We start from the raw sequence: 15,491 nt of genomic DNA, 5'->3' as shown, positions 1-15,491 counted from the left end.
GCTTTTTCATTCCTAGAGACAAATATATATCTAATGGATTATGTTATGTTTCAAACAAAACGCCCTTCATTCGTTAATGTAATACTTCTTTCGGGGCACTTTGCTTGAAGCTTTTTCATTCCAAGGATATATAATGCTTTTGGGGATTGCCGTAAAAATCATTCATATATTTAGCAAAAAAGTTCACGCGGGAAGTATTGCGATACTTCCCGCGTGAACTTTTTTAGGCTGTACAAGGCCTATATTATTTTATTCGATTACTCTTCTGAGCTTTCTTCTTCCTCTTCATCCTTTACAGACATGTCCATATTCATAATCTGACGCTTTCTAGCGAGTTCATCGCTATCAAGGTATTCATCGTATGTTGTCTGCTTATCGATAAGACCTGTAGCTGTAAGCTCCATGATACGGTTAGCTGTTGTCTGAATGAACTGATGATCCTGACATGCAAAAAGTACAACGCCCGGGAATTTGATAAGGGCATTATTGAGTGATGTGATAGATTCCATGTCAAGGTGGTTTGTAGGCTCATCAAGGATAAGACAGTTGCTTCCCATAATCATTATCTTAGACAGAAGGCATCGAACCTTCTCTCCTCCGGAAAGGACTTTAACTTTCTTAGTTCCTGCATCACCAGGGAAGAGCATTCTTCCAAGGAATCCTCTTACGTATGTTGCATCCTTCTCTTCAGAATACTGTGTAAGCCAGTCAACCATAAGAAGGTCATTATCAAATTCTTTTGTATTGTCTTTAGGGAAATATCCCTGAGATGTTGTAACACCCCATTTGTATTCACCTTCATCAGGTTCTTCTTCGCCTGCAAGGATCTTGAAGAGCATAGTTGTAGCAAGTGTATTTGGACCTACAAATGCTATCTTATCTTCTTTTCCTACTGTAAATGAAATATTATCAAGGAGTTTCACTCCATCAACTGTCTTGCTGATATTCTTAACTGTAAGAACTTCATTTCCGATTTCACGATTTGGTCTGAAATCGATATATGGGTATTTTCTGCTTGAAGGTTTGATCTCGTCGAGCTCGATTTTCTCAAGAGCTTTTTTACGAGAAGTAGCCTGCTTTGATTTACTTGCATTAGCAGAGAATCTTGCAATGAATTCTTTTAATTCCTTGATCTTCTCTTCCTTCTTCTTATTTGCTTCCTTCATCTGACGGATCATAAGCTGGCTTGACTCATACCAGAAGTCATAGTTACCTGCATAGATCTGAATCTTGCCATAATCAAGGTCTGCTGTATGTGTGCAGACTTTATTGAGGAAGTATCTGTCGTGGCTGACAACGATAACTGTATTTTCAAAGTTAATAAGGAACTCTTCAAGCCATGCAATAGCATCGAGGTCCAAATGGTTTGTCGGCTCATCGAGAAGAAGTACATCAGGATTTCCGAAGAGTGCCTGTGCAAGAAGAACTTTGACCTTAAGGTTACCATCAAGTTCGCTCATCATACTGTAATGATATTCTGATTCAACTCCTAAACCATTAAGAAGAGTTTCCGCATCTGCCTGCGCATTCCATCCATCAAGTTCAGCAAATTCAGCTTCAAGCTCTGAAGCTCTTATACCATCTTCTTCAGTAAAATCTTCTTTCGCATAGATTGCATCTTTCTCCTGCATGATATCATAGAGTCTCTTATTACCCATGATAACTGTATCAATAACATTATATGCATCGTATTTGAAGTGGTCCTGCTGAAGTACCGAAAGTCTTTCTCCCGGATCCATGGAAACATCTCCGCTGGTTGGTTCAAGTTCACCTGAAAGGATCTTCAGAAATGTTGATTTTCCTGCTCCATTTGCTCCTATAAGACCATAGCAGTTTCCCGGTGTGAATTTGATATTAACCTCCTCGAAGAGTGCCTTTTTACCAAATCTGAGTGAAATATTGTTTGCGCTTATCATTTATCTTTTTCCTTTTCTATATATATTTTTCTTTATAATCTTTATATTATCCGGAAGTTATGTCCGTTTTATAATTTAGTGATGCCACCGTCTGTCCACCTGCAATTATCCAAACAGTTTCCTGCTTATTTATACTACGTATCACCACTGTGGCAACCTGTTTTCTGTTTATTACGTTCAATCGCCTATAATCATACCAAACAGTTTCCTGCTTATTATATCCGGCTACCGGCATTTTGCAACACAAGATTATTTTGTATCAGTATTTGGGCGGCCTGAACTTTTAGCAGTGCTGCCCTGCTTAATTCTTTCGCCGGTTCTGCTAACTGAAGTTTTTCTCACAGCCGTTTTTCCTGCCGCAGTTTTTTTAGCAGCAACCTTTCTTGCGGCAGCTTTCTTATCCATGGCAGCCGATTTCTTAGCTGCACATTTCACAGAAGCCCTGACAGCTTTTGCCTTTTCCTTAGCCTTACGCTTTTTCTCTGATTCATCTATCTCATCAATAAGATGCTCCATATAACGCTTCTTACTATATATATCATATGCGAGCATATAAACAAGCGTCATTTTCTTAAGATATTCGTCATCTTCTTCAGGCATTTTCATTTCAGCTATCTCATCAGCTCTGATTATACTGTTCTCGATATTGAAATACTGCCTTCTTTCAAGATTGAAGATCTCACTGTATACCTCAGTAAGACTTCTTCCGTCTTCACCCTTCTTGTTGAAATATCTTTCCATCATTGGGTCCAAAAGTTTTCTTATATCACTGATTGAAGCAATATTCTTAAGATAATAAATAGATATCAGCATAATGATATGCTCTTTGGAATATTTTTTCTTCTCAGGAGGCGGAAGTATCTTATTCTTTGTATAGTTATTGATCATAGTCTTTGTGAGAGTCTTATCATCCTCTCCGTCAGTACGATCACTCCTTTGAAGATGCACATCCATAAATCGAATAACCTGATCCATATATAATTCTATATCCGGAATATCTTCAGGCATAATGTAATCAAGTCTAATAAGCCTTCGGATCTCCTTCTTTAAATCATTAAATTTATCATCCATATAATCCCACTTTCGTAATAAGCATTATACTTCCGGATCATCCTCGTCTTCGTCTTCAGGTTTAGGCAAAATAAAAAGCTCAACTCTCACAGCTCTGTTCTTCTCTGCATTAGTTACTTTTATTCGCACATTTCCATCGCTGACTTCATCTCCGGTTTCCGGAATTCTGTCCAAAAGCTCAATAACATAACCACCGATAGAATCATAATCTTCTGATTCAATGGAGGTACCTATAGCATCATTTACATCATCGATCTTTACAGAAGCATCGATATCATAATGATCATCATCTAATTTTCTGATGAGGTCATCTTCATATGTATCATATTCATCTCTGATATCCCCGACTATCTCTTCAAGAATATCTTCCATAGTTATGAGACCGGCTGTAAGTCCGTACTCATCTATAACTATACACATATTTGCCGAAGAGGTTTTCATGCCTGCAAATATCTTTGCAGTATGCTGATATTCATATACAAATACCGGCTTTCTCATAACCTTTTCAATCTTGAAATTCTTCTTTTCGTTGTCGCTCAAAAGGAGCACATCTTTAACATGAAGAATACCGATTATATGATCACGGGTTTTTCTGTAAACCGGAATCCTCGAGAAATTCTCGCGTCTGATAAGTTTCAAAAGATCGTCATATCCCGTATCATATTCAACACAAACCATGTCGGCTCTCGGTATCATTATATCTTTCGATACAACTTCTCCGAAGTCAACCACATTGGTTATCATTTCTCTCTCATCTTTTTCGATAACACCGTCTTCATGACTAACATCAACAATTGTCCTGAGTTCACTTTCAGTCATATGCTCCTTCTTATTCGGATCAATGCGAAGGATTTTGAAAATAACTGTTGTCACACCATTAAGTATCCATATCAATGGTGTAAAAATGAGCATAAGAAATGCACAAGGATATGCAAATATAAGTGACAATCTTAAATTATAAAGTGTTGCAAATGTCTTTGGTGTTATCTCTCCGAATATAAGAACAACAAGTGTAAGTATACCTGTTGCAACACCGATATAAGCACTTCCGAAAAGTTCTGTACAAAGTGTTGTAGCAAGTGCTGACGCAGAGAGATTTACTATATTATTGCCGATAAGAACTGTTGTCAGCAATTTTGAAGATGAATCTCTAAGCCTTAAAACCTTGGCCGCCCTTTTATTGCCTTCATCACTAAGTGCTTTTAATTTGTTCAGATTAACTGTTGTAAGCGCTGTTTCCGCAGAAGAAAAAACTCCGGATAGTATCAAAAGCACTATAAGAACGACCAGTTTCACTATGGCATCAGGGTCCATATTTATTCCTTTCCTATTACCTATTTAGGTTCCTTTCGTACCCATACGGATACCGCATCTCTATTTACATAGAAATCACCGAAACCTTCATCATCTATTTTTATATTATACTTGGCATTTCCCATGACATCCGAGAAATGAGCACCGGCAAACTGTCTGCCTATATACATATGCTTAGTTCCGCCTGTTCCGTCGGATAAAACAACAGCAAGACCCGAATCCTTATGTTCAGGATCACCTTCTCTTGTCCATCCTATGCAATTTGGATCATCGAAATAGTCATGCTGAGCTCCATATGCCTTTGTCTTTCTAAGTTTCATAAGCTTATCAAGCACTGTCTTCTTAGCTTTAATCTTGTCATGAGGAATTCCCTTATAGTCACCGTAGAAGATACAAGGATAGCCCTCAGCTCTAAGAAGTATCAAAGCATAAGCCATAGGTTTAAACCAATCTTCAACCCAGGATTCCAGGAATCCTCCCGGCTGTGTATCATGATTATCAACAAATGTAACCGCACTGATAGGACTGCTCTGAACAAGAGAACCGTCAAATATTCTCCTCAGATCAAAATCCCCATGAGCTCTCGAACAATTATGTAAACTAAAATGAAGTGGCACATCGAAAAGCGATGCAGGTGTTTTGATATCCTCAAGATATTTTTCCAGACGATATCTGTCCCAATGCCAATACTCGCCAACGGTGAATAATTCCTTATGAAGCTCTTCTCTGAGTTTATATAACCAATCTCTGTAAAATGCAGCAGGTATATGCTTAACGGCATCAAGACGCATTCCGTCAATGCCTGTTGTTTCGATATACCATTTTCCCCAATTTACAAGTTCTTCAAAAACCTCACGGTTACTGAAATCTATATCGGCGCCCATAAGATAATCGTAATTGCCATTATCTGTATCATCAACGCCTTCATTCCATTCTTTACCCGCAAACTTGTAGAGAGCACGTTTCAGATTGTCCTGATCCCAGTCAATACCATCAAAATGTCTCCAGTTCCATGTAAATTTGGAATATTTTCCTTTTCTTCCGGGAAATGTGAATTTTGTCCATGCACCGATAGTTCTGTTATCGCCAACCATCTGATATCGATTGTGCTCATTGAATTCCGCAGCCTCGACCTTCTCTACCTGATCGGCACCCATTTTATGATTAAGAACTATATCCGCATAAACATTTATACCTTTATCATGAAGCGCTTTAATAGCCTCAAGATATTCTTTCTTGGTTCCGTACTTGGTTCTCACTGAACCTTTCTGATTGAACTCACCAAGATCGTAAAGATCATATACACTGTAACCTACATCTTTAGAACCAAAAGCCCCTTTATATGCAGGTGGAAGCCAAACCGCTGTTACCCCCGCAGTTTTAAGTTTCTGCGCCTCTGACGCAACATTCTTCCATAACTTTCCGTCGTCGGGAAGATTCCACTCAAAAAACTGCACCATCAGTCCGTTTTCGCCCATAAAATCAGCCTCCTCTTTTAACCCAACATCTCAAATATTTAATATCTGTTATAGTTTCCAAAATAGCTAATCACCTTTAGATTATAGCAAAATCACTTATTATCGTAAATAAGATTTTTATCCTCACCTGCTCCTTCAACCAAAATAGGAAACCGTTTTCTATCACCAACCCCATACAAATAAAGGAAGCCCCAAGGGTAACCGTCTTACCCCGGAGCCTCCACTATTCTCTTTCTGATTATTCTATAAACTACTCGGACAAGCGATCACCTGTTTTTGTCTGAGATATTTACACATTTCACCACGCATATCATATAGCGGATGATCATCAATCATCTCACTGCATCAGTCGTAGATTCAAATGATCGTCTATCATTTCACATTATCTGTCGTAAAACTAAATAATCATATAATACCGGTTGATCATTTTATATCATTGCATGTACCCATGAATACCGGCAGACCTGTTTCATTATCTATTATCATATAAACAAATGGCTTATCCAGTGTGATATACACTACAGCCTTTTCTTCTACAGCTTCACATCTTTTCATTTCAACCGCTGTTGTAGCCGCTGCACGTGTGCCTTTTCTATCAACATCGATATGAGTATTATGAAAAACATCGGATATATCTGCTCCATTACCGTCAACGCTGCTTAGATCAAACATCTCACTGAAGTCAGCATTAAAAAAAGCCGTCTCCATCCCCATATCCATAAGCACATTTCTTAAAGATGTTCTGTAATCCGCAGAAAACTCAGGTATTTTTACATAAACTTCTTTACTGTAATCCGGATTTGTTACCGCAGCAATAAAATCATTTCCCTTTATCTCACTCATATATTCCTCAGGGCTTTTTCCTTCTGCAGGAAGAATTCCGACAAATGAATACTTATCCCCTTTATATGGCTTTCTAAATCCTATACCATCATCAAGTGTAAAATAACAGCTTTCCTTGCTGCTAAGCATTGCAACTTTATCTTCATTACCATCCTTATCAGTAAAAATTGCATTTTCATTTATGTCGTCCTTGCTATATTCCTTTTTCCACTCAGCTTCAAAATAAAGTGCGTTTATAAGGTACATTATTGCTTCTTTATCTATATCATCAATAGTTTTTTCTACCAGACCATTCGTGTTATTGTAGCCCCAGTTATTTATGTCATCTATTGTTGAACTGTCAAATGGAGCCTGATAGATTTCCGAATCATAATAATCCTTGCAATTTTGGATAAATCCATCCTTTACAACTATCCCTTCTTTGATCCATATCGAATTTGCGTTACTGAATTCAGCTTCCTCATCTTTTAGAGATTTACAATATGCAGAAAGCGCCCTGTTATATTCATCTCTTGCCATTCCTTTTCCGAGAACTTTCTCCATCTCAGTCAGAGTTTGGGATGTCGCACCATTTTCTGTCATACCAAGTGCATTTATTATCGATATCGGGGATACCATTACATTATTCCCTTTTTCATTTTCCAAAACCAGCTTCATAAGTTCAAAGGAAAAATCTGCTGTTCCGTCTATAAACTTTTTCTCTTCATCCGGAGACGGAAGATCAACCTTTCCCTGTTCCATATCTGCACCAAGAAGAACTGTCTTTGTACTTATTTCTTTTTGTGCAGCCGGTTCCTTTGATGATTGCAATCCGGTTGTTTCATTACCACTTGACTGATCCTCTGTAGCCGGATTCTCTGTAGACTGATTTTCTGTTGGCTGAATCTCTGTAGTAGGATTCACGAGTGTCGGTGATTCACTTGGGGTTTCATTCCCAGTATTATTGTCACTTCCTGTCTTACCGCATCCTGTCAGCATAATCATCCCCGCCATAAAAATCGCCGCAAGCCTTCTACTGTATCTTCTTTTTGATTTAATACTTTTGTTGAACATAACTTTCCTCCTGATATCCGGTTGATTTAACCGTAATAAAGCTCCGTATATATCTGAATTTTTCAAACCTATAATATATACGGAGCAAATAATATTTTTATTGGATTTTTTATTTTATTTTTGGACTGTTCCCCATAAAGTTATCATCATAAATTTATTATCACGAATTTCTTTTCATGAATTTGCTATCATGAATTTACTCAACTATATCATTGCATATACCCATAAATACCGGCATATTTGTATCATTGTCGATTATCATATATACGAAAGGTCTGTCCAGTACGACATGTCCATCCACCAATGCAGCACCTCCTACCATCTCAACTTTTGTTATAGCAGCCGCCTTGGTACCATTTCTGTCAACATCAATGTGAGTATTATGAATAACATCACCTATCTTTGCATAGCCGCCATCAACAGTACTAAGATCAAACATCTCACTGAAGTCTGCATTTTCGAATGCACTTCCCATTCCCATATCTATCAAAGCTTCTCTCAAAGAAGATTTATAATCAGCGGAGAATTCAGGAATTTCAACACAACAATGACCATTTTCCCCATTTACTATCGCATTCGCAAAATCACTTCCATTTATTTCACTCATATATTCCTCAGGACTTTTTCCTTCTCCAGGAAGAATTCCGACAAATGAATACTTATCTCCTTTATATGGCTTTATAAAACCGGTTCCACCATTAAGCTTGAACCAATCATTTTCCTCACTTACTAACATCGTAACCTGATCTTTATTTCCGTTTTTATCTGTAAACACTCGATTTTCCGATATATCTTTCTCTTCATACTGTACTTTCCACTTAGCTTCGAAATATATAGCATTTACAAGGAACATAATATCTGTTTCTTTCATATCATCTACAGTATTATCTATCAATCCGTTTGTGTTATTGTAGCCCCAGTTATTTATATCATTTATTGTTGATTTATCAAATGGAGCCTTGTAGATTTCCGAATTATAATAATTCTTACAATTCTGTACAAACGGATCCTGCACAACCACATCATCATTGATCCAAACTGAATTAGCATTATTGAATGTAGCGTCTTCACTGTATAAGGACTTGCAATATGCTGAAAGAGCTCTGTTATATTCGTCCCTTGTCATTCCTCTACCCACAACAGCTTCCATGTCAGTAAGAGTATTTCCTGCCGCTCCGTTTTCTACCATTGCAAGAGCATTTATTATCGATACCGGAGAGATCATAATATTCTTTCCATCGCTATTTTCCAAAATCTTCTTCATGATTTCAAATGAAAAATCCGTTGTTCCGTCTATAAACTTTTTCTCTTCATCTTCAGACGGAAGTTCCACCTTACCCTGCTCCATATTTGCACCAAGAAGAATCGCCTTATCACTTATCGCTTTTTTAGGAACCGGATTTTCTGATTTATTATTCTCTTCATACTCTTCATCCGGATGCTGCTTCTCCGAAGGCTGTTCTTCAGCATGATCATCATCTGTCCACTGTATCTCTGTACTCTGAATTTCCGGATTTTCATTCGGAATCGGCTTGTCTTTTTTCTTATCTCCTGTATTTCCGCATCCTGTCAGCATGATCATTCCTGCCATAAAGATTGCCGCCAATTTTCTGCCGTATTTTCTTTTTGAACTTATTGTTTTATTAAACATATATATTCCTCCTGTCATATAACACACTTGATCTTTATAATAAAAACTCCGTATATACATCGGATTTCTTTAACCTCTAATATATATACGGAGCAAATAGAGTTTTTATTGGATTGGTTTATATTAATTTATTATTTTTGTGTTATCCCAAAACCTATTTTACAATATCATTACATACGCCCATAAACGTCGGTAAACCTGTACTATTATCAATGATCATATATACAAATGGCTGATCAAGTGTAATATGAACTTCTTCTCCGGCTATTGTACAGCTTTCATTATCTACGACTACCGCTGTTGTGGCTGCTGCTCTGGTACCCTTTCTGTCAACATCAATATGAGTATTATGATATACATCGCTAATCTTAGCTCTGCCACCATCAACAGTACTAAGATCAAGCATCTCGCTGAAGTCTGCATCTTCAAATGCGCTTTCCATTCCCATATCATATAACGGAGCTTTCAAAGACGATCTATAATCCGCAGAGAACTCCGGTATTTCTACATAAACGTCTTTACTGTAATCCGGATTTGTTACCGCAGCAATAAAATCATTTCCCTTAATCTCGCTGATATATTCCTCAGGACTCTTTCCATCCGCCGGAAGAATTCCTACAAATGAATACTTATCTCCTTCATATGGCTTTATAAATCCTGTTCCGTTATTAAGTGTAAAACAACAGTTTTCCTGACTGCTGAGCATTGTAACTTTATCTTCATTACCATCCTTGTCAGTAAATATCCTGTCTTCTGATATACTATCCTCCGTATAAGCAGCTGCCCATTCGCCTTCAAAATAAAGCGCATTTACAAGGAACATTATGTTAGTTTCATTAATCTGATCAATGGTTTTATCTATGAGTCCATTCGTATTATTGTATCCCCAATTATTTATATCATTTAATGTTGATTCATCAAATGGCGCCTGGAAGATTTCAGAGTCATAATAATCTTTACATTTCTGAACAAATGCATCCTTCACACCTATACCTTTCCTGATCCATATTGAATTTTTATTGCTAAACTGAGCTTTATCATCATACAAAGATTCACAATATGCAGAAAGCGCTCTGTTATATTCGTCCCTTGTCATTCCTCTGCCCACAACCTTTTCCATATCGGCAAGTGTGTTACCTGCAGCGCCGTTTTCTGTCATGGCAAGAGCATTGATTATTGATATAGGTGAGATCATGACATTATCATCTTCTTCAGCTAAAACCTTCTTCATAAGTTCAAATGAAAAATCAGCTGTGCTATCAACGAACTTTTTCTCTTCATCAAAGGATGGAAGCTCTGCATCGTTCTTTTTCATGTTCGCGCCAAGAAGAACTGTTTTTTCACTTATTTCCTTTTGCGCTACCGGCTCTTTCGCTGATGGATTTTGTGTTGTTGGTTCTGACGTTGTCGGTTCTACTGCAATTGTTGTAGAAGTTTTTGTTGTCGGCTCTGACGTTGTCTGAGTCTCACTATTTATTTCTGTTTTCTTGGAACTTCCTGTTTTTCCGCATCCTGTCAGCATTATCATCCCTGCCATGAAAATTGCTGCCAGTCTTCTGCTATTTTTTCTTTTTGATTTAATACTTTTGTTAAACATATTTTCCTCCTGAATGTTCATACTTTTAACCTTTTTTATTTACAAGAACCCCGTATATATACCGGTTTTTCTTGAAACCATATTATATATACGGAGCAAATATTTCTTTTTATGGAATTTTTTTTGAAATTATATTCAAATCCAATCTGATCCTCATTTGGTCCTCATCGGATTCTCATCAGCTCCTCATTTGGTCTTAAACAGGGTTGCTTCAGATGAGGATCAGGAATACTATTCAACTATATCATTACATACACCCATAAATAATGGTAATCCTGTACTATTATCAATTATCATATATACAAATGGCTGATCCAGTGTAATATGAACTTCTTCTCCGGCTATTGCACAGCTTGTTTCTTCTTTTTGATCTGATATTTTTGTTAAACATATTTTTCCTCCTGAATGTTCATACTTTTAACCCTTTTTTATATACACAAAAACTCCGTATATATACCGGTTTTTCTTGAAACCCTATTATATATACGGAGCAAATATTTCTTTTTATGGAATTTTTATATTTTTTTCAACTTCCTTTGTCAATGAAACGATCTACAATTGCTTACATCACGGCATTCATTTACCAATATCTGTCAAATGAAGAAATGCCTTACTGCTCGATAACATTGTAGCTAAGAACTTCACATCCATCATCATTAAATCTATATGTTACTTCTACTTCCAGTTCTTCACCATCAAGTACTTTTTTCTTATCGTTTTCCTCAAGAATGTTCACATCAATAGGAATAACATTTCCGGTCGCATCCACAAATACTATGTCTTTTCCGTCTTGATATATCTTTCCCGTTCCGACCAAATTGTCATCCGAATCAACTACGGCAGCTCCATCATTTTCTGATTTTTCACCTCGAATGCCATCTATACCTTCAACAATTTCTATATCCTCGGCATCTTTATTAGCAGTATGCTTCCATTTATTCCCTAAAGTGCTCGTATTTTTTTTATCGCTTTTATCACCATATGAAATCGAAGCAGATTCATTGGAATACTGACCATCATCTTTTACATCCTGTTCCTCGGCCCCGCCGGCTGCTACCGGATTCTTTCTTCCGGCCGAATCTTTAGCATCTTTCTTATTCAAAGATTTAACTCCAAAAATATAAGAAGGAATAAGTATAACAAGAACAGACGCAGCAATAAGCATCGTCATAAATGTTTTCTTTTTCCTCTTTCTTTCGGTAATGCTGATAACTTTGTCATTCTTATTATCAGGCGCATCAAGTCCCGCTTCTATCTTATCCCAGATATCAGGAACTTCCTCATCCAACGCCTGCATATATAAGGCTTCAATTTCGGAAATCTCAGCATCTGAAAGATCACTTCGAATATCACCGAAGAAGATTTCGTCATTATTATTCAGTTTTTCGAAATCATTATCTTTCATATAAACATCGCCTCATTTTTTTAATGGCTTCATTATACTGCCATGATACAGTACCTTGCGGTTTTCCTAATACTTCAGCAATTTCTTTAAATGTCATACCGCCTTCGATCTTCATATCGACTATATCTTTCTCAGTTTGGCTCAAAATCTTCATAGCCATCTCGATACTCAGTTTTTTAACAGCAGTATCTTCAACATTTTGTTTGTCTTTAAGTGTATCCTTGATACTTGTACCGGTGTCGCCCTCGCTCGAATCCATCGAATGCTGTCCGGCCCCTCCGGAAAATCCCATCGGTGCATCAAGTGATATTGTTTCATGAGAATTCTTCCTAAGATAATCAATACACATATTTCTTGCAATAGTGATCATCCATGTCTTATGGTGTCCTCTTCCATCAAATGTAGCCGCTGACTTGAACAGTCTTATAAAGAAATCCGCAGATACATCTTCCGCAGCTTCTTTCTGTCTGAGAATATTAAGACAAACAGAATATATAAGCTTCATATACGCCTTATATATCTCGCTTAATGCCTCTCTATCTCCGGCAGCCAGTTGTTTCATCAGCATATTAAATTGTTCTTCAGACACCCGGCCACCTCCTATCTATATATACGAAACTCATTTACTGATTTATGGAAAAATAATTAAATATTTTTTATCTATCAGAAAGTGAGATATAATCTGTCTCTTTCGCAACTGACATATATGCCGGTCTTATGATCTTATTGGTACAAATAAGCTCTTCTATTCTATGTGCGCTCCATCCTGCCACCCTCGCAATTGCAAAAAGCGGTGTAATGAATTCATCAGGAATTCCGAGCATGTTATATACAAAACCACTGTAGAAATCTATATTTGGACAAACAGGTTTATACATCTTGCGTTCATTCTTCATAAGTTCCGGTGCAAGACGGGCTACTCTGTGATACAGATCAGCTTCTTCCATCCTGTCTTTTTCCTCTGCAAGGAGCATTGTATATTTTTCAAGAATCTCAGCTCTTGGATCTGACTTTGTATAAATCGCATGGCCGATACCATAGATAAGACCTGACTTATCAAATGCTTCCTTACGAAGAATCTTCAGAAGATATTCTGCTATCTCATCATCATTCTTCCAGTCCTTAACATTTTTCTTTATCTCATCAAACATATTCTTAACTTTGATATTTGCGCCGCCGTGCTTTGGTCCCTTAAGCGAGCAAAGTGATGCAGCAACCGAAGAATATGTATCAGTACCTGAAGAAGTAACAACATGTGTTGTGAATGTTGAATTATTACCCCCGCCGTGTTCTGCATGAAGAACAAGAGCTATATCAAGTATCTTTGCTTCAAGCGGTGTAAATGTTTTATTCTGTCTCATAATCCTGAGAAGATTTTCTGCTGTAGAAAATTCCGGCTTTGGATTATGGATATAAAGTCCTCTGCCTGTCATATAATGTCTATATGCAAGATATGAATATGCAGCTATCATAGGAACAGTAGAAATAAGCCATATACTCTGTCTGAGAACATTTGATATAGCAAGATCATCTGAGTTCTTATCATATGAATTAAGTGTAAGGATGCTTCTCGCCATGGCATTCATGATATCCTTATTAGGCGACTTAAGTATGACATCAGGCACAAATTCATCAGGAAGCATTCTGTTATATGCAAGAAGCTTTGTAAATTCATCGAGCTCTTCTTCATTTGGAAGCTTACCAAATATAAGAAGATAAACTGTCTCCTCGTATCCGAATCTGCCTTCGCTGCTGAATCCCTCTACAAGTTTATTGATATCAATACCGCGGTAGTATAACTCACCATCTATCGGCTGAATCTCACCGTTAACTTCCTTTGTTCCATATATAGTTGATATTTCGGTAAGACCTGTAAGAACACCTTTACCGTTAGCTTCTCTAAGGCCTTTCTTTACTTTATACTGATCATAAAGTTCAGGCTCGATCTTGTTATTCTCCTGACAAAGCCTTGATAATCTGTGTATCTCTCTTGCTGCTTCTCCGGGACTTAAATATGACATTTTCTACCTCACTTATCATTTAGAAATCTATCAAAAAGGCGCAACCAAACAGTCACCTTGCTCCTGCGTCTAATCTTAATCCGTAAAAATCACCGCATTAAACGGTATATTTTCTCCATTCAGACCATAGTAGTATACCAAAATGCGAGTTGAGTTTCAATTCTTATATAAATGGGAAATGAGGGCACCGACAAGCAGCACCCTCAAAAGGATATATTTTTCTACTCTAGTATTTATTTGTATTAATTATTTGAAAGGAACAACTGCTCCATCGTAAGTTTCATTAATATAATCTGTGATCTCCTGTGACTGAAGAACATTTACAAGTGCCTTGATAGCTTCATCATTCTCATGTCCTTCTTTAACAGCGATTATATTTACATATGTCTTGGCAGCTTCTGAATCACTCTTCTCATATGCGATAGAGTCTTTTCCAACTGAAAGTCCTGCTTCAAGAGCATAGTTACCATTAAGAACTACATATGCAACTTCGCCTCTTACTCTGGCTACCTGAGCCGCCTCAAGCTCTTCGATCTTGATGTTGTTTGGATTGTCAACGATATCATTTACAGTTGCTGTAAGTCCTGCACCATCTTTAAGCTTGATGATTCCATTATCCTGAAGGAGAAGAAGCGCTCTTGCTTCATTTGTTGTATCGTTAGGAACTGCGATTGTATCACCCTTAGCTATTTCTGAAAGATCTTTCTTCTTTCCCGGATAGATTCCGAATGGCTCATAGTGAATTCCTCCTGCATTTGCAAGATGTGTTCCCTGCTCAGCATTGAATGACTCAAGATATGGAACGTGAACTGCATAGTTTGCATCAAGTTCGCCTGAATCAACTACTGTCATTGGAAGTACATAGTCATCAAAAATCTTTATCTCAAGATCATATCCCTGCTCAAGGAGGATTGGCTTAGCCTTCTCAAGAATCTCTGCGTGAGGTGTTGGTGAAGCAGCGATTGTGATCTTTGTTGGTTCTGCATTTTCCTTAGCACTAACATCTTTCTTATTTTCCTTCTTACCGCATGCTGTGAATGCTGATAATACTAATACACCTGTTAATAATAATGCTTTTACTTTCTTTCTCATGATAAATTTCCTTCTTTCTTTTCTTTTTATATTCTCTAAAACTCTGCATT

General features: G+C 37.3%; 12 protein-coding genes. All 12 read right to left on the bottom strand.

The features are described from left to right. Positions 1-257 precede the first annotated feature (257 nt). A complete protein-coding gene (locus B5D25_RS11505; RefSeq protein ID WP_078788115.1) occupies positions 258-1,916 on the bottom strand; it encodes an ABC-F family ATP-binding cassette domain-containing protein in 1,659 nt (552 codons plus the stop codon). A 249-nt stretch (positions 1,917-2,165) separates the two neighbouring features. Further along, on the bottom strand, positions 2,166-2,987 hold the full coding sequence (locus tag B5D25_RS11500) for a DUF1836 domain-containing protein (RefSeq protein WP_078788114.1): 822 nt from the start codon (positions 2,985-2,987) through the stop codon (positions 2,166-2,168). Between the two features lie 24 nt (positions 2,988-3,011). Continuing rightward, positions 3,012-4,301 carry an HlyC/CorC family transporter gene (locus tag B5D25_RS11495; protein WP_078788113.1) on the bottom strand — a complete coding sequence of 430 codons (1,290 nt, stop codon included), beginning with the start codon at positions 4,299-4,301 and terminating at the stop codon, positions 3,012-3,014. Positions 4,302-4,321: 20 nt separating this feature from the next. Continuing rightward, entirely contained in the window at positions 4,322-5,779 is a 1,458-nt protein-coding gene (locus B5D25_RS11490) for an alpha-amylase (RefSeq protein WP_078788112.1), read from the bottom strand. A gap of 423 nt (positions 5,780-6,202) precedes the next feature. After that, entirely contained in the window at positions 6,203-7,675 is a 1,473-nt protein-coding gene (locus tag B5D25_RS11485) for a serpin family protein (RefSeq protein ID WP_078788111.1), read from the bottom strand. Between the two features lie 196 nt (positions 7,676-7,871). Continuing rightward, positions 7,872-9,326 carry a serpin family protein gene (locus tag B5D25_RS11480; protein ID WP_159444166.1) on the bottom strand — a complete coding sequence of 485 codons (1,455 nt, stop codon included), beginning with the start codon at positions 9,324-9,326 and terminating at the stop codon, positions 7,872-7,874. Between the two features lie 154 nt (positions 9,327-9,480). Beyond that, a complete protein-coding gene (locus tag B5D25_RS11475) occupies positions 9,481-10,923 on the bottom strand; it encodes a serpin family protein (RefSeq protein WP_159444165.1) in 1,443 nt (480 codons plus the stop codon). 231 nt (positions 10,924-11,154) lie between these two features. Further along, positions 11,155-11,268 carry a serpin family protein gene (locus B5D25_RS13305; RefSeq protein ID WP_423230092.1) on the bottom strand — a complete coding sequence of 38 codons (114 nt, stop codon included), beginning with the start codon at positions 11,266-11,268 and terminating at the stop codon, positions 11,155-11,157. Between the two features lie 265 nt (positions 11,269-11,533). Continuing rightward, entirely contained in the window at positions 11,534-12,328 is a 795-nt protein-coding gene (locus tag B5D25_RS11470) for a hypothetical protein (RefSeq protein WP_078788108.1), read from the bottom strand. Continuing rightward, on the bottom strand, positions 12,318-12,917 hold the full coding sequence (locus tag B5D25_RS11465; protein ID WP_078788107.1) for an RNA polymerase sigma factor: 600 nt from the start codon (positions 12,915-12,917) through the stop codon (positions 12,318-12,320). The genes B5D25_RS11470 and B5D25_RS11465 overlap by 11 nt, the downstream gene beginning before the upstream one ends. 67 nt (positions 12,918-12,984) lie before the next feature. Then, positions 12,985-14,349 (bottom strand): citrate/2-methylcitrate synthase, encoded by a 1,365-nt coding sequence (locus B5D25_RS11460; RefSeq protein WP_078788106.1) that lies wholly within the window; start codon positions 14,347-14,349, stop codon positions 12,985-12,987. A 246-nt stretch (positions 14,350-14,595) separates the two neighbouring features. After that, positions 14,596-15,441: a MetQ/NlpA family ABC transporter substrate-binding protein gene (locus B5D25_RS11455; RefSeq protein ID WP_078788105.1), complete on the bottom strand. Its 846-nt coding sequence runs from the start codon at positions 15,439-15,441 to the stop codon at positions 14,596-14,598. Positions 15,442-15,491 lie beyond the last annotated feature (50 nt).

It is taken from the genome of Eubacterium ruminantium (assembly GCF_900167085.1).
GTDB classification, from domain to species: Bacteria; Bacillota; Clostridia; order Lachnospirales; family Lachnospiraceae; genus Eubacterium_Q; species Eubacterium_Q ruminantium.
The sequence above is the reverse complement of the archived record's forward strand: the minus strand, read 5'-3'. Positions and strand labels throughout refer to the sequence as shown.